The sequence below is a fragment of the Sphingobacterium sp. UBA6317 genome (assembly GCF_002440385.1).
GTDB classification, from domain to species: domain Bacteria; phylum Bacteroidota; class Bacteroidia; order Sphingobacteriales; family Sphingobacteriaceae; genus Sphingobacterium; species Sphingobacterium multivorum.
Window position 1 is genome coordinate 1 of record NZ_DJTD01000067.1, and the last position, 17,816, is coordinate 17,816.

The window sequence follows — 17,816 nt, forward strand, 5'->3', positions numbered from 1 at the left end:
GTCAACATCACCGGAATATGCACCAGGTCCATCAGCTGCCATAACGAATGTTGATACGGCGATTAAAGCTGCTGCTGCGAATGTTTTTACTAATGCCTTCATAATGTCTTTACTTTATATTGTTAGTTTTTTGTTCTTATTTGTTGACTCAAAACTACAACACAATAGGCCCCTAGCCTATGGGCTTTAGACCAACGCTCTGGAAAACTCGGTGAATGGCGGGAATGTGGAGGTGAAAGTTATCGTTCGAAATATCGCTTCAATTGATGCTGTGCAAAATAAATATCCTTTCTTATTGGAACAACTTTATGAAAACTATTGATCAGGGTTAATCAAGGGCATTAGTGGTTAAATTGAAAACAATCGTACCGTGGAAAAATTCGCTATTGTCAGATAGGATCTAACACCATGAATAGGTGTTTTAAATGGACTATAATTAGTCTTATACACCTAACATCATTTTGTAAAAATCATAATATAGTTTACCTCCTGCAATGTCCCCCAATTCTTCAGCCATTTGAATGTTCAATTCTATATTCACATACAAATCTTCTTCAACCGCCCTTCTTTCAAGATAAAGAGCGACATTAAAGATGGAAGATAAAAAGGATTTATCATTTTGAGCGCACTTAAAAAGTAGATTGTCATATCCAGATTCCAATACAACAATGGCCCCAGTAGTAGTATCAATTGCTAAATCATGACCATAAGCCTTTCCAAAGTATATAAAATTGCTAATTTCTTCTGTTTTTTCCTCAAAGGTGACCATTCCAATTTCTAAATGCGAACAGTCATAGTTTTCTACCAATTCAATAATTGAATATTGAGATACAATTGTTCGCTCTTTTGGCATAACGATATACGCTCTTTTTATATGCTCAATATATTCGTCTGACAAGCCTTGTTTTTTTAGTAGACTAGCATCGATATAAATATTTCTCAAACTTTCAACAAATTCGACTGCTTCCATTTGTTTATTTATCTTAAAATAGTTCTTGCAATGAAAAATAGCCCATCTTCAAGAATTACTATGCTTATGGACTTTGACTCTATTATTATTCAAAGAAGGTATATTTCAAATTAAATCGCTTTATTTCTTCATGTAATTGTTCATGCTATCTTCAATTCCTTTGATGCTTTTAAGAAGATCCGCCCATGTTAGACTTTCTCCTACTATCATATTTTCACGCATGATTTTATAATCCGCCTCCCACTCTTTTATTATCTCTTCAGGCGGAAGGATACTTAAACTCCCTTTTCGATGGTTGGAATAGTCAATCCCCCGAAGTGATGTGACTGTTTTTCGATGCTGGACTATTGTGTTAAATAATTCTTCGTCTTTAATGGCTTCTGTTCCAAAATCAGTATTCATAATCTTATCTATATCATAGAAATGCCTAGTAAGCCTATCTGTCCTGATTTTGTCAATCGGTTTAGAGAACTCTTCATGTAATAAGAGAACCTTTTCTATAAAAGTCCGTGTAGGGATTACAACTTTAACATTAAAAGCGGCTTGAGCAAACCCGGAATCTTTATAATTATCATCTATAAAAGATAGGACCGGTTGTGTCTCGAACGGTTCAGTTAGCGATCTGGCCCCCATTTCCAAGAGTACTCTTTGCTTGATATATGCGTGACCGACTGGCGCTATCGGTTGGTAATAAATTTCCAGCGTATTAGGATCGCTAGTATCGTCAACATAAGTATTATAACGAATTTCATAGAAATCCTTAGGAACTCCCAATTTTTCCAATTGAAGAATCAATTCCTCTCTAAACTCATTGATAATAAAACCTCCGGAGGCCTTTCTCAGTTTTTTAATCTGGGTTTTTGAATCTAATTCGTCGAAACCCAGTAGGTGTCGGTCGATTATTAAATCGATATCTTCTGAAAAACGGTCTATCAACTGATACGCTTTGCTTAAAGACGTACCGCCTTTAAAAATAATAGACTCTGCATATCTTGTTGCAAAAACAGCCTTCAGAACAATACACACCCACCAATCTTTTTCAATAACAAAAGCTGGCAATCCCATTATATTGCTCAATTGATCCAATACAAGCCTCTTTTGTTCTGTCTTAAGATTTAACCACATAATTTTAGGATTGGTAAAGCTTAGTTATTTCTTTCTGGATCCATACTGGAGCATATTTCAACTGAGAATCAAGAATTTGTTTTTCTATCTTTTTGACTGAATGTTTGATCATGCTTAAGAATTCTTCGGAAAGTCCCTCTTGACCTTGTTCTTTAAAAGCTGAAACAACCAACTGTAATAAATCATCTTTTATCGCAAAGCTTTTGGGTACAGTACGTTTAAATTTGATTGTACGCTTACCTATTTTAATATCCCGCTGTGAACCATCTGTTAGATAAACGGCTTTTAGCGGCACCTGCGTAGTCAGCCCTAATAAATACAACGCTAATACACCTGTCGGAGCAATACGAGCTTTGTCTCGCCTTGCAATTTCTTTTGCAATTTCTTCAACACTAGGATATATTGTACCCAATAAAGGGTCCTTTTTAGGTTTAATATAAATACCATGAGCCAATCTTTCAATAAGTCCATTATTCTCCAGGCGGAAAAGTGTCAACCTGATATTCTCTGGTGTCCCATAATTCTTAAAATCATCTGCAAAAAAAAATTCGCCGCGAGAAGACTTAAAAATCTTTGTTTCTATCTTATTTCTAGATGTTTCTGACATTAAAAACCATTTAATCTGTAACAAATTTAGTAAATATTTGTTACAACAAAACAATCTATCGTATAGTATTTACCTTCGATTGCGCCAAATTAAGTGGTATGTCAGAAATTCCGAGCAAGCACTTACAACTATTTCTTTCCCTAATCTTTTTCCTAACTTGAAGTTCCTGTCATTTACAGTCAGATCTTCGGGCATATACAGAAACTAGGTAATATAGGAGGCTTTAATAAATCCGCTGGATTATTGTCCAGCTGAGATTCGTTACGCAGTGCGTAACGGATTGGAGATTCTCTACGCGTTGCGTAGAGAATCGGTCCAAGTCGGGAAAGGTCTGGTAAAAATACCACATATTCCGTAAGTTGGATTCGGAAAAACTGACCTCTCCCCAAAAAACTGGAGCATTTAAAAGTAGAGAATTCAGTCTTGAATTACTAATTTTAAATTTCACATCACGAGTCTCGTTTTAGCGAGAATTGAACAGTGCGGAGTGGATGTTCGGAAATTCCGAACAACTGGAAACGTCTTTGAACTCCCCCTACTCAAAAAAAACATCTAAAACACTAACTACCAACAGATTCACACTTTTAAAACTATCGGCTTATTCTTCATATCATACCAATCATCTAACATACTTTTTTGAACTAAAACCTTGATCGGCAATCAACGAGTAACGCACATTGCATGACAAAATAAAAAAGCCACATCTCCCGACGTGGCCTTAATAAACATATGATTCACTAGTTGTCTGCTACCGATCTGTCCGAGCAGACAACTAGTTATTAAATACTATTTATACGAATTGATCGATTTGGATACTTTCCAGTCATTCCCCACATGCTCCAAGGTAACTAAATCTGTTTTGGTGAAGTTTTCAAACTTTAGAGTCACTTTCGCTACCATATAATCAGCTGATTCTTCTAAGATGTCGGTGCTTACTGTACAGTTTAGCTTTTCGCCTTTTTGTTTTTTCAAGGATTTAACCACTTCGCTACGGCTGTTACTTTGTGCATTGGAAGCTTGGATCTTTTGATTGAAATCAGCTGCAAATAACTGCTCTACTCCTGCTGTTTCTCCCGCTGTAGTTACCGCTACATAGTGTTCTAAAGCGAAGTCTGCTGTGGAAAGGTTAACGTTTGCTTTTGTTGCTTTTGCTCCAGGTCCTTCCGCTGCCATAGCGAAAGTTGATACGGCGATTAGGGCGGCGGCGGCGAATGTTTTTACTAGCGTTTTCATAATATCTTTTTTTATTGTGTTAGTTTTTTATCTGTTCTTATTTGTTGACTCAAAACTACGACACAATAGGCCCCCAGCCTACAAGCTTTAGACCAACGATCGGGAAAACTCGGTGAATGGCGGGAATGGAACGGCGAGGAAAGTGAAATTATTTTTATTATCTTTTAACAACAATTAAAAAACGCGATTCGCCAAGGCCGATGGTGTCAATGATTTTAGCGGAGCTGAGAAGAATACTGTTATTAACATAGAGAAGGAAAAGATGGAACAACATGTAATTAAACTGTTCAGATTATTACTTTTATTGTCATTTATATTTGTCAATGTTAGTTTATTTAGCCGACCAAAATATTTTGTTATGCCGGATAAGCCGGAGAACTATTCAATTGATCAGTACAAATTATCAACAGAAAAACTATACGGTATAGAAAAGAATGTAGAGTTATTTACACTCACATTCCATAATGGACCGGACTCAATAAGTAAAGATAAAATTAATGCCAACACGCAGCTCAATATAATACTTATTGCTGTCCTCCCCGATTTGTTAGGGAGCACAGATTGGAAAGAAATTAATCTCGATACTATTAAAGACGACATTATTACTACTTCGGTATTAAATAGATTATTCCGAATAAATACGCTTTCAGGTTTAGATGACCCTTATGGTCCAAAAACTAAATATTTTGACGAATATCAAATTATCCGGAAAATTGGCAACAAATACTTTGCGTCTAAACATTGTTTAATTCAATTTTTTGCCGTCAGAAATAGGCCTTCCATTTTTCAGCATGTGTTTGGGACAATAAATATTGAGCAAGAACCGCTCAAGATTACAGAAATGGAAACTATTTTTAAAAAGAGATACCCCGGCACTAACTTTCCACCATATACGATCGGCGACACACCTTATTCCTACAGTAGCGCTATTGATTATTTAAGAGATCGGAAAGAATATTTGTCAAAAACCATCAAGTTCCAAAATAACGAAATTGGTTACCAGTTTTGGACCTATACCAACTGGCATACGCATGATCATGAGTTGGAGGTAGATAGAGGAATAGACAGATTTGTATACGTGCCTGGAAAAGGGATCGTGGGCGGTTCATTTGACTTCTATTTTTATTTTCATCGTAAGAAATTGCCCATAAAGTATAGCGACTTTCTGAATAATGTGAAAGAGGAAAAAGTGATGATTGCGCCAGAATTTAAAGTTTAATGATCGCTCATCACATTAAAAATGCTATTCACCAAAGTCGGTTCATTAAATGATTTTAGCGAAGCGGAGAAAAATAGAGTTATTAACCATAGCGAAAGAAAAGATGAAACAACATATAATTAAACGGTTCAGATTATGGCTTTTGATGCCATTATTAATTGTTTCGCTCAGTTTATCTGCCAACGTCAAATATATCTTATTACCTGATCAGCCACAGGGCTGTATCTTAGATAATTACAAATTATCTACAGATAACTTGTATGGTATCAAGAAGAGCGTTGAGCTATTTTCACTGACGTTCATTGATGGTATAGCTATAGATCGAAATAAATTGGACCAGCAAAAAGACCTTAATCTAATTCTTATTGCCGTTCTTCCAGATTTGGAAGGGAACCGTGATTGGACTGAAATTCATCTAGATAGTATCAAAAATGATACAATACCTCACCAATACCTTAAAAGGCTATTAGGGGCCAATACATACGCTGATTTTGATAAAACATACGGTGCAAAAACTAAATATTTCGACGAATATCAAATTATCCGGAAAATTGGCAACAAATACTATTCGTCCAAACATTGTCTTATACAATTTTTTGCCGTCAGAAATAGGCCTTCCATTTTTCAGAATATATTTGGGACAATAAATATTGAGCAAGAGCCTATTAAAATTACTGAAATGGAAGCTATTTTTAAAAAGAGATTTCCGCATGAAGAATTTCCTGCTTACACTATCGGCAATACCCCTTACGACTATCCTACTTTCGATTATCTAAGAGACCGAAGAGAATATTTATCTAAGATCGTCAAGTTTAAAAATGGTAAAATGGGTTACCAATTTTGGACTTATACAGACTGGCATACGCATGACCATGAGCTGGAGGTAGATAGAGGTATTGACAGATTTGTATACGTGCCAGGAAAAGGGATCGTGGCTGGTTCATTTGACTTCTATTTTTATTTTCATCGTAAGAAATTGCCCATAAAGTATAGTGACTTTCTGAATAATGTGAAAGAGGAAAAAGTGATGATTGCACCAGAATTTAAAGTTTGATGGTCGCAATCAACGAGTAACGCACATTGCATGACAAAAATGCCAGATCTCACGACCTGGCTTCTAAACTAAATTTAAACATTTGATTCACTAGTGATCTAACCTTAAACTGATCTTGGCAGATCACTAGTTATTTAAATACCTTACATTGGGTGGTACTGTCATCAATAAGCATAGCCATTCTTGATCATATTCTCGTTGATAAAAACATCATGAAGATAGGCATAAGCCAAAGTCCTCCCGTAACGATCAAGTGAATCCACATCATATTCCAATCGAATATTCTTATCGAGAATCAAACTGTCTAGATACCTTTTGGAGACAATTCCAAATGGATGTTTCTTTTTATGGAAGGCGTTTCTATCCTCAGGTGCGTCTATACCGATCAGTCTAATTTTCACTTTATTCCCCTGACGGTTCCTAACCCAAAATGTGTCGCCGTCTACAACTTTGTAAACCCTGACTTCCTCAATATACGGAAGGTTAGTTTTCTCAAAAAAACCTACTGATCTAAACGTGCGTTCGGCATGTGAACAGCTCATCAAAAACACGATCAGAAAAAACAGGGCAATTACGCCCAGTTTGATCATTATATTTACCCATTTTTTCATGTGGCCTATCGTGTTTTAAGAAACTGTTCAAACTCTTGGTAAAATTCCTGTTTGGTGTTGACCGCCTGAACAACTTTAACATTGGGCGAACCGCTATCTTTCAGCCATTTTTCCCAAACAACCTTAATGATCTGAAAATCTGTCGGCTGTTCCTTTGCAACACCATATTTATCCAAGGATCGATCAACAAGCTCGGCAATAAATATATTGACATCTTTTAAGTTAAAATCTGTCTTATTGAGCGCATAGGCCGAATCAGATTTAATAAATGCAGCTAGATCAGATTTTCTACTTGCTTTAAAGTCCTGGCGGATCTTAGCAATTAATGCAGGGTCTAAGCGATAGCCCTTTCCCTTATTGGCATTCTCAAGGTAACCATCCGTAAACAGTAAAACGACATTGTTGTTTTTTTTGTCAACAAGTATATTGTTATCACTTTTTATGCGCTTTGGGGAAGCATCTACCAGGGAGGCTTTTACTGTTTCATTGAAGTAATTCCAGACATCGGCGCCCGTCTGATTTTTTAATGAATAGTCGTATACCCTTTTCACTTCGTCAGAAAACTGCTGTTCGTCAGCTTTCAATCCTTGGCGAATGTATTTGACCCGATCCATTTGGTTGTTTTCAAATCGATTAAAATCAATGGTCATTTTCTTAGGCTCAAATGATGTTCCGTTCAATATCCCACGGTTGATAAAGTCAATTTTATAAATATCGGCTTGCCCTGAACGACGGGTATTCAAAGTCAGCAGATCACTGCTATGGCCAATTAAACTGCTGATCAGAACCGTATCATGGATCGGTTTGGGATAAAGCGCCATATTGATCCGGTTGGAGAGATCTGGAGCAATAATAATATTATAGTCTTTGAGCGTCACTTGATTATTGGGCAGCTCCTCCTCTTTGGAGGAACCGTCATTCATACAAGCAACAAAAAATGGTAAAATGGCTAATGGCAAGATGTTAGTTACTTTCATTGGTTGATGGATTAGTTGTTAAAAGCTGTAAGATCTGCTAAAAGTTCATGTTTGATATCAGATTGCAATCCTAGATTCGACAGCCAAGCCTCACATTCCCCTACGGCTTCACGGGTTTTATTTTCGGCTTTTAGGATCGCATATACTTCATATAAATATTTGCTCCATCCTTCCATATAGATATTGACCCTATTTTCCATCTCGGCTTTGGAAATAGGCAACTTATCATTGTCAATCTGGCTCTTATAAATCTGTCCGATATTGCTGATGCGCTCTTTGAAGGTCAATAATTGATGCTGTAAGCTTCCGACTCGCTCGTTCTGTTGAATGGGCAGCTGCTGCACCTGCGTTATTTTCTCTTCTTTGTTGACCTGCAATGCAAAGAGTTCGGACTGCAATGCATCATTCTCAAGCTGGATTTTGTTGATCTGTTCTTGGTATTCTTCGATTTCAGCCTGATGGCTCTGTACAATATGTTTGCTTTTCTGTTGTTGGAAGGATAGATTACGCTCGTTGATCTGAGCCAATAGTTTTTCAAAGAAGAACCCAAATAGAAAAACGCCCAAAGCCCCGAGGATAAATACGAGCCAAAAATTACTGTCCCTGAATACAGTTGACAAGGTAAGATGCTGGTCTGTCTGATTGGTCAACAGCTCAATATCATTGATATTTTTTGAAACCTTATAGGCAATAAAGATATCGACGACGATAATAAGAATAATTCCTAGATTATCAATAAAGCCACCTTTAATTTTCTGCCAGATACTCCTATTGGATTTTTCTACTTTTTCTTTCGAATCAAATAGGTCTTTAAACACTTTATACATCCCTAATGCTAGGGGAATGGCGACAAAAAGAAAAAGGAATAGTATTCCCCCCAATCCCTTTTGCCCTATTTTGGAGATCGCATGTGGATTGAATACTTCAGGTGATTCAATATTGGCAGCTCCCATCAAAATCATTTTATTGATATCTTCTTTCGAAAAAACAAAGATATAGGCTACCGAAGAATAGAATACAAAGATATAGAGGGCAAGCAGCAATGTAGTTGCTATCAATATGGCCATCACAGGTTTATTGATACTGGGTTTTACAAACTCCACCTCAAGCTCCCTAATCTTTTGCTGTAGCGCTACGATCTTGCTTTCTAAAAATGGTATCTTGGTATTATTGTTGGAGCTGATCTGCATGCGCTTCTCTTCAATTTTTGTTGTCAAGATGCTGATATCCGAATCTAGGTTCTGCTGATCGAAGGCTGTATTGGTTTTGATCTTTTCGACTTCCTGTTCGGTCTTAAATTCCATATTGGTCGTACTCACCTTTTGCTGTTCGTCAATACGGACTTTCAAACGCTCCTTCTTCTCGGCAATGACTTCAATTTCATTGATAAAATTAGAGTAAAGGCTGTCCATCGCCTGGTGAAGTATCTGATGATCCCCGTTGTTTTCTTTGGCTCGGTTATATCCGCTCTGTTTGACCAGATCTTTGTCAAAAGAGCCTACCTCCGAGGCAATGATATTGTCTAAAACATCTTTGAACTCTTTTAAAGACTGTTGCTGAAAATTGAGATCACTGCCCGATGACACCTTGTACCTTGAGGTTTGGTTTTCCAATTTTGTCTGCATGGGTATTTCTAGTTTTTCAGATGAGATGATATCTTCTAAGGATTCACCATTATTGATTCGTATGGCCCTGTTGCGGATTCCATGAAAAGTTTCTGTAAGTTCCGAAATGGTCTTCGGGTAATTGGTCACTATGACGCTGACATGGTTGTTACTTTTGGAGTTGTTGCTCCAATTATAGGAGCCTGTTATGGCTACGCTCTGATCGATCACGCAAAACTTTTGGTTCATAATTCCCCAGCCGACATTCTTAACCTTGGTTACTTCAGCCCCCTGCTTTTCTAAAAGTGAAAAATCAAGCTTTTCATTATCGGGCTGATCGGAGATAATAATAGAAACTTTAACGTGACGATCAAGGCATCCCTGAACTGTGTCAAACAACTCATTGTCGGTAAACCAGGCCATTGCTATCAGAACTTCGGATCGAGCTTTAGAAAGTTCTTGCCTAATACGTTCGTAGATGACTCTGCTATCGGAGAGTGTATCTTGGATCAATTGATCTGTGTTCATAGTGTTTTTCAGTTAAATACGGTTAATTGACTTTTCTGCTATTTGTTGCTTTATCGATTCAAAACTATCAAAAACCGTAACCGAGATTCTACGGTTTCCCGTAAAGACGCCTCAGGAGGTACATCAGATAAAAAAATCTTTAAAACCTAAGGTAATCGAAATTAAGAGGAGAGAATTTCTTGAGATTTTTGATACCTTTAGAAAAATAACAATCAGCAATTTATTAATCTATATGAGTGCAAATGTTCCTATTGTAAGGTCAGTGTCCTGGCCAGCTGTTTTAATACTGATTGTCTTCTGGATAGTCCTGGTGGTAGCTTCCTTATTCTTATTCCAACTTGAGGGCGTGATGATCGCCTCAGTCCTTTTTTTCATTTTAGTAACAGCATTGCAACAGCTCATTCCAAAGAGCCACAAAAAGGGAATGAAAGCGGTCAAACAGAATGACTTTAAAGGTGCGATTGAATATTTTAAACAGAGTGTCGATTTCTTTACAAAAAAAGAATGGCTAGATAAATATCGAGCAGTTACCCTGTTTAGCGCTTCAAAAATGAGCTATCGGGAAATGGCGCTCTGTAATATTGCATTCTGCTATGCGCAGATGGGGCAAGCCGAAAAAGCAAAAGCGCTCTACGAAGAGATCCTGCAAGAATATCCCGAAAATGGAATCGCTTACTATGCGCTAAACTCAATCAATACCTTTTCAAATCAGGCTGATTAAAAATAGTGCATTCAGCCCGGCTACTTATGAGTCCAGCTTTTACAGATAATCATGAAACAAATAAAGGCTATCCTACGATAGCCTTTTCTCATCATTTTATCGGTTAAAATATGGCACTAAATATCTTGAATGCATTAGATATCGTTTTCAGCAAATAATCCTACCTCATTATTTACCTTGTTTTCACAAAAGTAGCACGATAAACCCAAGAAAATTTACGGTAAACCGTAATCCAATATCGGCGATTGTTATATAAAGCCCAATTCTTTACAGTACGCAACAAGCTGTTCGTTTTTAGTATATCCAAGTACATCCTTCATGAGGTTGAGCCGTTTCTCGATACTGCTCAGGCTCGACGGACGAATGTCACGTTGCTGGAGATACTCGGGCATTTCCTTTTGGGATACACCTTCGTACAAGAGTTTAATGATATGCAGGTCAAACTGCGTAAACTCGTGCGAGTTCTGCTCTTGAATAAATTTTTTACTGTCGGGCGATTGGTACGTGCGGTTCTGATCAACAGCTTGCAATGCCTCGCGCAGATGCTGGCCATCACGGCGTGCTTTGCGGACAAGGCCATCAATCTCGTTGTTTTTGAACATCTCATTGATCAAAGATGAGCGATCCTTGGCCGTCAGCACAATAACCTTAATGTCTGGTTGTACAACCTTGACAGCTTTGATCAGTGAGAGCCCATCTTTTATCTCCTGCGGACTATCATCATCTTCAAATTCGATATCCGTAATGAGTAGGTCATATGGTTCGCCATCGCGGATGGCATTTTTGATCCAGGTCAACGCATGGTCACAGTAGTAAACGTATTTGGTATTGTGAATACCGAGGTCGTGCAGGGTTTTCTGCACAGAAATGTTGGCTATCTCGTGGTCTTCGGCAATGAGTACTTTCTTAAACATACATTATTGTCTTTTTATAATGGGATAACGGTCGTAATATTAAGTCCTTTTCCCGGTTCATTGTCAAAGGTAATTTTACCACCAAGACTTTCAATACGGGAAACCGTATTGGCTAGACCTTTTCCTTTCGATTTTTCTTGTGGGATCCCTACACCATTATCTTTATAGAATATCTTGAGCTCTTGGTCTGTTATTTCAAAACGTACGACGACCTGTTCGGCCTGACTATGCTTCTTCATATTGACCATCAGCTCCTGAAGCACATGTTTGACTTCATCCTTGATACGTTTGCTGATTTCGTCCCACTGTTCGGCGTCATTACCAGCGATTAATACCTTCCGATGGTCAGCGGCAAAGGATTTGAGTAAGCTGGCCAGTTGCTCGTTATAAGGTATCTCTGTGATCGTTTTCTGTTCAACATCGTGCGAGATATCGCGCGACTGGTGGTACATATTTTCCAGTTTATCGAGCACACCATCGCGGTCCACCTCATCGCCATGTTCGATTTCCGACATCACCCGGTAGATGCCATTGGCCACGACATCGTGAATCTTTTTGGAAAGATGTAGCTGCGTCTCTTTGACGCGGTTCTGTGCTTCGAGTTCTAGACGTTGCTTACGCCTTTTGTACCAAAGCGTTCCCCCACCAACAGCTAATAGGAATAAAAAGATACTTGCGCCGGTAATGGCTCGTTGTCTGACAAGACGGTTTTGCTTTTCGGAATTTTCTTTTTCCAGCCGGAGGTTATCGGCCTTATTTTTTTCGACTTCATAGCGGATTAGGGCAAACTGGTTTTTGGCGGCTGCTCGGGCTTGTTGGATGCTGTCGGAAAGATGTTGATATTCTCTAAAAAAATCTTTTGCCTCATTGGAGGAAGTCAACTCCACCAATTTGCCCAAGGCATAAACCTGATCATCAGCACTTTTTAATTCTTTAGCAACTTCATACATCTTCTCTGCATAAGAAAGAGCTTTGACCGGATCGCTAAGGGTATAATAATCAGTTAAGTGTACATAACTTGCATTTAAACCCCAGTTATCCTTCTCCTTCTTTCGAATATACATAGCTTCCAATAATTCATCTTCGGCAGGATAGTCCTTTCGTTGTAGCCATTTAGTTCTCGTTAAATTAGATAGGATTCGAGCGAAGCGCTTCGGATTATCTTTAGTTTTCACAAGTAAACCTTCATAGATTGCAATAGCTTTATCATACTGCCGGATATTTTGATAGCAATGCGCTATATTATTTTGATAGCTAAATGTATTATTGGAGTCATTTGAAAATTTGAGAGCTAACTCATAAAAAGATAATGCTGATTTATATTGACCGAGAGCAGAACTAACAACACCCAGATTATTATAATTGGTACTTAGGTAAACTTTGTATTTAGACTCCTTAGTGTCCATATATCCAAGGGCCTGCAATGCTGTTTCTTGAGCACCGAAGTAATCACCTCCATCCTTTTGAATAACAGCCATAATAATTAAACAATTGGCAATGTTTAGACTGTCATTGGCCTCAGCATATAGGTCTTTAACTTGGCTAAAAGCTAAAAAGGCGCTATCTGTTAACCCTTTTTCTAAAAAACTGTATGCTTTATCATAATAAATAGAATTAACTTTATTTGACGGCTGATCTTCTTTTCGCGAACATGAAAAAAAAGTTAATATTGATAGGAAAATAAAAAAAGGCTTCAATGGATCTGTTTTCCCGAAAATAATAAAAATTCCTTATTAATACAAAAGGCAGCCTGAGCTGCCTTTTAAAATAAAATTATGATTTTGGAGGTCGAGGAGGTAGGGGTGTTTCTGTTTCTCCACCATGATCCCCCGGATCCACAGGAGGTGCATCTGCCGTTTGTACTGTTGGTGTTCCTGTGCTGGGTTGCGAATTAGAAGGTTGACCGATTCCAAATAGAAAATATAATATTAAACTCCACATGATTCAAAAAATTTAAAAAGTTGAAAAAATGAGTAGTCCCCGTGCTCCATGCACGGGATTGCTACAGATGTTTTCAGAAGGCCTTCTGAATTTTTTGGGAAGTAAGAGTGTCAATCGCGGGAGGCAGAAGCTGCTTCCCAAACCGGCTAAAGACTACCGCGAGATCTTCTCATTGTGAAATCAGATTAGTATCTTAGTTTATATTTTAATCGATTTATCATCTGACTTCGAGAACAAAGTTATAGCCGTTAAAACCCTTTTTATCAAATGATTCCGACAATACGGGAAAGACTGATAGAATTCTAAAAATTCGATAAATACCGATATATTGATAAGGTGTTGACTTACGGGATTCCGTAAATACTGATAGAAATAGAACCTAAATTTGTAGCCATGCCGACGTTTAACATATTTAAAGAAAGGGTCCTTTCCCTCTATGAGGAAAAGAAAAGCAAACAAGAAATGGATGAATTATTGGCCAGTCCCTCACCTGCAAACTTGAGAGATTACTGCTTAATTAGATTATCCGAAGGGTTACCAGAAACCGATATTCAGGTCTTACAAAAATTCTTTGATCCACTTAAAAAGGAGAAAAGTTTAGAAGATGCTATCTACAATTATAAAACAGGATGGTTAAGAGCTTTACAGAAGTTTATTTTACGGGAAACAGAAAACCCAGATGAGCTTCTTGTCAAATTATTAGCTGTACTTGTGGATTATCAACCGCGTCCATTTCGCCTTAATTATGATCATAAGCCCATACAAATTGAGAATGACCCACCTTTAGAAAAGAATGATCCACCTGTTGAAGATGATGCTAAAAAGGGCCCATCCACATCTATTAACGGAGAAGGTAATAGCCAAAACGAGTCTGTTATTTCGAAAGGAGATCATCAGAAAACCAATGTGGATATAGACCATGTTGACACAAGTAAGTTAATTAGTTCAGAAGGGGTTGATGAAAGCCAAAGAAATAAAAATGAATCAGGCTCGCAGAAAAAACCATTTTTAAATAGACATACCTTAAGATTTACCGGAGCTACTTCTTTCATTATTGCTATTTTTATTACAATACATTTTTTGACTCCTAAAGATTGCATGTGCTGGGATGGCGAAAAATATATTCAGGTCGATTGCCAAGACAAAACACAAGCGTATCAGGTTATTGGATTAGATCAGGATAGACTAGAGCATTTTCGTAAAATCACACCGCCTGACATCTTAAGGGTGAAAGACATTGGGAATATCTGGTATTCAAAAATCGACAATGAAGTTGAGTTTTTTACAGGCCCGGGATATCACCCAGTCAGACTCAATAAATCTTTAAAAGCTGTGACAAAACATATTTGGGTCACCTATGTAAGTATAACGCCAGACAGCAATCAACATGTTCAATTTGGAATAATGCAGAAACAAAAGGAATAGGTTCCTTAGCTGCATAAAAAAAGCCACATCTTATGACGTGGCCTTAAATAAACATATGATTCACTAGTGGTTTGTCTTGTATTAACGCCAAACCACCAGTTGTAAAATTCTATTTATACGAATTGATCGATTTGGAAACTTTCCAGTCATTGCCCACACGCTCCAAAGTAACCAGATCAGTCTTGGTGAAATCCTCAAATTTCAAAATCACTTTAGCAACCATATAGTCTGCCGATTCCTCGATGATACCGGTGCTAACTGTACAGTTTAGCTTTTCGCCTTTTTGTTTTTTCAAGGATTTAACCACTTCGCTACGGTGGTTAGACTGCGCATTGGAAGCTTGGATCTTTTGATTAAAATCAGCTACAAATAACTGCTCTACTCCTGCTGATTCTCCCTCTGTAGTTACCGCTACGTAGTGTTCTAAAGTGAAATCTGCTGTAGAAAGGTTAATATTAGCTTTTGTTGCTTTTGCTCCAGGCCCTTCAGCTGCCATAGCGAATGTAGATACTGCGATTAGGGCTGCTGCGGCGAATGTTTTTACTAGCGTTTTCATAATGTCTTTATTTTATAGTGTTAGTTTATCTGTTCCTATTTGTTGACTCAAAACTACGACACAATACGCCCCTAGCCTATGGGCTTTAGACTAACGATCGGGAAAACTCGGTGAATGGCGGAAATAGGGAGGTGAATATTTTTTATTATATTGATATGAATCAACGATCAAATTATTTATGAATATACAGTCTAATACAGCTGCTAATCAAGCGAAAAATAAAATGTATGGAGCATTGTTTGGCATCGCAGTTGGTGATGCATTTGGTGTACCATTTGAATTCAGGTCGAAAGAAGAAATGCTAAAAAATCCAGCTACCGAAATGATCGGATTTGGCAGCCATAATCAACCTATGGGTACCTGGTCAGATGATACATCTTTAACCTTGTGTCTTGCAGACTCGCTGTTAGGTGGATATGATTTGGTAGATATCTCCAAAAAATTTATAGCTTGGAAGGAAGGTAAGCTGTGGACAGCAAGAGGAGAAGTCTTTGATATCGGTATCACCACGGCTAAATCGATCGGTGAGCTTAAAGATATTATCGGATCCGGGCAAATCGGAGAGCTACATTTGCTAAAATATCGGGCGAGAGAACAAGACAACGGCAATGGTTCGTTAATGAGAATATTACCCCTTTTATTTGAGATCAAGGGACTTAGTCCGTCGGAACAATTCGAGAAAATTTGGGAAATTTCCGCCCTAACGCATAAGCACATACGCGCTGCAATGGCATGTTTTATCTATCTTAAATTAGCCGAGCTCATTTTGCTAGGTTTGGCCAAAGAGCAGGCTTATGCTGAAATGCGGAATCAAGTTTCAAAGTTCTGGACGGACATCAATTTCCCTGAGTCGGAAATAATTCATTTTAATAGCACCATTTTGCATGACATCAGATCTAAGACACATAATCAATTAAGGTCCAGCGGTTATGTGATCGATAGTCTAGAATCAAGCCTATGGCTTTTTATGGAAAAAGACAACTATAAAGACACTGTATTATCTATTGTAAACCTTGGTGAAGATACAGACACCGGGGCTGCGATTGCGGGCGGATTAGCTGGTTTGTACTATGGGCTGGAAAGTATACCTGAAGATTGGCTTTTGAGCATCGCCCGCAATGATGATATCAAATTGCTAATAGAAAAAACAGTGAAGAGATATTTAAATTAGAAATTCGATAATAATGTCTAACGAGTAAGAGCTTATTTCAAAAATGTCAATTTAAAACATCGAAACATTTATTTTTAAAACAATTTTACATCGACAGCTGTTCTTATAATACAAAACGGCTACAAGCTGCCTTTCGAAAGAAAGGTTCAACATAAAAATTGGCGTCGTACAGTGAAAATCCAATAGTCTTAAAAAACATTGGATGACGAAACAAAAAAGAGGAAAAGATAGGAAACATAAAAATTACTGTACAACTAAACGCTAAGAGAAAGGGTCTGATGAGAATCAGGCCCTTTTGACATAAAAAAGCCAGATTTCAGGATCTGGCCTTTATAAACATATGATTCACTAGTGGTTTGTCTTTTGTTAACGGCAACCACTTGTTATTGGATACTATTTATACGAATTGATTGATTTGGAAACCTTCCAGTCATTGCCCACACGCTCCAAAGTAACGAAATCAGTCTTGGTGAAATTCTCAAATTTCAAAGTCACTTTAGCCACCATATAGTCTGCCGACTCCTCGATGATAGCTGTGCTTACTGTACAGTTTAGCTTTTCACCTTTTTGTTTTTTCAAGGATTTAACCACTTCGCTACGGCTGTTACTTTGTGCATTGGTAGCTTGGATCTTTTGATTAAAATCTTCGGCGAATAACTGCTCTACTCCTGCTGATTTGCCTGCAGTCGTTACCGCAACATAGTGCTCTAAAGCGAAATCTGCTGTAGAAAGGTTAATGTTAGTTTTTGTTGCTTTTGCTCCAGGTCCTTCAGCTGCCATAGCGAAAGTTGATACTGCGATTAAGGCTGCTGCGGCGAATGTTTTTACTAGCGTTCTCATAATGTCTTTATTTTATTGTGTTAGTTCTGTTGTTCTTATTTGTTGACTCAAAACTACAACACAATACGCTCCTAGCCTATCGGCTTTAGACCAACGATCGGGAAAACTCGGTGAATGGCGGGAATGGGGAGGTGAATGTTTACGAATTACTGATTACGGAGAATTATATTCACAATTAAAGAAATATAAGGGCAATCGACACAAAAACTAAAATTAAATAATAAATAAAGAGAATTAATAGTCAATATTTATTTAATTTGCACTCGATTTCACTACAAATACAAAAACTTATTTGGTAACACCAATAAGTCTATATATAC

At 37.7% G+C, this 17,816-nt stretch carries 18 protein-coding genes; 6 read left to right on the plus strand and 12 right to left on the minus strand.

The annotated features are described in order from the left end of the window. Positions 1–442 precede the first annotated feature (442 nt). The 4 genes from B3E92_RS21635 to B3E92_RS21650 all read right to left on the minus strand — a co-directional run bounded on the left by B3E92_RS21635 (position 443) and on the right by B3E92_RS21650 (position 3,935). On the minus strand, positions 443–970 hold the full coding sequence (locus tag B3E92_RS21635; RefSeq protein WP_070562058.1) for a hypothetical protein: 528 nt from the start codon (positions 968–970) through the stop codon (positions 443–445). A 120-nt stretch (positions 971–1,090) separates the two neighbouring features. Beyond that, complete coding sequence (locus B3E92_RS21640) at positions 1,091–2,095, minus strand: nucleotidyl transferase AbiEii/AbiGii toxin family protein (protein WP_286898267.1); 1,005 nt, start codon at positions 2,093–2,095, stop codon at positions 1,091–1,093. Between the two features lie 4 nt (positions 2,096–2,099). Next, on the minus strand, positions 2,100–2,702 hold the full coding sequence (locus B3E92_RS21645) for a DUF6088 family protein (protein ID WP_286898269.1): 603 nt from the start codon (positions 2,700–2,702) through the stop codon (positions 2,100–2,102). 786 nt (positions 2,703–3,488) lie between these two features. Further along, positions 3,489–3,935 (minus strand): nuclear transport factor 2 family protein, encoded by a 447-nt coding sequence (locus B3E92_RS21650; protein ID WP_286898271.1) that lies wholly within the window; start codon positions 3,933–3,935, stop codon positions 3,489–3,491. A gap of 358 nt (positions 3,936–4,293) precedes the next feature. Here B3E92_RS21650 and B3E92_RS21655 point away from each other — a divergent pair, with 358 nt between their 5' ends. Together B3E92_RS21655 and B3E92_RS21660 are read left to right on the plus strand one after the other, a co-directional pair. Next, complete coding sequence (locus B3E92_RS21655; RefSeq protein ID WP_286710166.1) at positions 4,294–5,154, plus strand: hypothetical protein; 861 nt, start codon at positions 4,294–4,296, stop codon at positions 5,152–5,154. A 103-nt stretch (positions 5,155–5,257) separates the two neighbouring features. Beyond that, complete coding sequence (locus B3E92_RS21660; RefSeq protein ID WP_286898273.1) at positions 5,258–6,208, plus strand: hypothetical protein; 951 nt, start codon at positions 5,258–5,260, stop codon at positions 6,206–6,208. Between the two features lie 164 nt (positions 6,209–6,372). Here the strand turns inward: B3E92_RS21660 and B3E92_RS21665 are convergent, their stop codons facing one another. The 3 genes from B3E92_RS21665 to B3E92_RS21675 are packed head-to-tail and all read right to left on the minus strand — an operon-like array spanning position 6,373 to position 9,928. Then, a complete protein-coding gene (locus B3E92_RS21665; protein WP_286898275.1) occupies positions 6,373–6,819 on the minus strand; it encodes a thermonuclease family protein in 447 nt (148 codons plus the stop codon). Between the two features lie 5 nt (positions 6,820–6,824). Then, positions 6,825–7,796, minus strand: a complete 972-nt coding sequence (locus tag B3E92_RS21670; RefSeq protein ID WP_286898277.1) for a hypothetical protein — start codon at positions 7,794–7,796, stop codon at positions 6,825–6,827. Positions 7,797–7,807: 11 nt separating this feature from the next. Then, positions 7,808–9,928, minus strand: a complete 2,121-nt coding sequence (locus B3E92_RS21675) for a phospholipase D-like domain-containing protein (RefSeq protein ID WP_286898279.1) — start codon at positions 9,926–9,928, stop codon at positions 7,808–7,810. A 232-nt stretch (positions 9,929–10,160) separates the two neighbouring features. On the opposite strand from B3E92_RS21675, the gene B3E92_RS21680 reads away from it, so the two are divergent. After that, complete coding sequence (locus B3E92_RS21680) at positions 10,161–10,649, plus strand: tetratricopeptide repeat protein (protein WP_286898280.1); 489 nt, start codon at positions 10,161–10,163, stop codon at positions 10,647–10,649. A 248-nt stretch (positions 10,650–10,897) separates the two neighbouring features. Here B3E92_RS21680 and B3E92_RS21685 read toward each other — a convergent pair whose 3' ends face one another. The 3 genes from B3E92_RS21685 to B3E92_RS21695 form a co-directional block, all read right to left on the minus strand. Beyond that, positions 10,898–11,563, minus strand: a complete 666-nt coding sequence (locus tag B3E92_RS21685; RefSeq protein WP_286898282.1) for a response regulator — start codon at positions 11,561–11,563, stop codon at positions 10,898–10,900. Between the two features lie 14 nt (positions 11,564–11,577). Further along, complete coding sequence (locus B3E92_RS21690; protein ID WP_286898284.1) at positions 11,578–13,041, minus strand: tetratricopeptide repeat-containing sensor histidine kinase; 1,464 nt, start codon at positions 13,039–13,041, stop codon at positions 11,578–11,580. Between the two features lie 295 nt (positions 13,042–13,336). Then, on the minus strand, positions 13,337–13,504 hold the full coding sequence (locus B3E92_RS21695) for a hypothetical protein (RefSeq protein ID WP_286898285.1): 168 nt from the start codon (positions 13,502–13,504) through the stop codon (positions 13,337–13,339). A gap of 28 nt (positions 13,505–13,532) precedes the next feature. Between B3E92_RS21695 and B3E92_RS21700 the strand changes: the two genes are divergently transcribed. Both B3E92_RS21700 and B3E92_RS21705 read left to right on the plus strand, forming a co-directional pair. Next, positions 13,533–13,682 carry a hypothetical protein gene (locus B3E92_RS21700; RefSeq protein ID WP_159332799.1) on the plus strand — a complete coding sequence of 50 codons (150 nt, stop codon included), beginning with the start codon at positions 13,533–13,535 and terminating at the stop codon, positions 13,680–13,682. 215 nt (positions 13,683–13,897) lie between these two features. Continuing rightward, entirely contained in the window at positions 13,898–14,929 is a 1,032-nt protein-coding gene (locus B3E92_RS21705) for a hypothetical protein (protein ID WP_286898287.1), read from the plus strand. 109 nt (positions 14,930–15,038) lie between these two features. Here the strand turns inward: B3E92_RS21705 and B3E92_RS21710 are convergent, their stop codons facing one another. Beyond that, positions 15,039–15,485 (minus strand): hypothetical protein, encoded by a 447-nt coding sequence (locus tag B3E92_RS21710; RefSeq protein ID WP_286898288.1) that lies wholly within the window; start codon positions 15,483–15,485, stop codon positions 15,039–15,041. A gap of 178 nt (positions 15,486–15,663) precedes the next feature. Between B3E92_RS21710 and B3E92_RS21715 the strand changes: the two genes are divergently transcribed. Next, positions 15,664–16,656 carry an ADP-ribosylglycohydrolase family protein gene (locus B3E92_RS21715; RefSeq protein ID WP_286898290.1) on the plus strand — a complete coding sequence of 331 codons (993 nt, stop codon included), beginning with the start codon at positions 15,664–15,666 and terminating at the stop codon, positions 16,654–16,656. Between the two features lie 393 nt (positions 16,657–17,049). Here B3E92_RS21715 and B3E92_RS21720 read toward each other — a convergent pair whose 3' ends face one another. Then, positions 17,050–17,496: a nuclear transport factor 2 family protein gene (locus B3E92_RS21720; protein ID WP_286898292.1), complete on the minus strand. Its 447-nt coding sequence runs from the start codon at positions 17,494–17,496 to the stop codon at positions 17,050–17,052. Positions 17,497–17,816 lie beyond the last annotated feature (320 nt).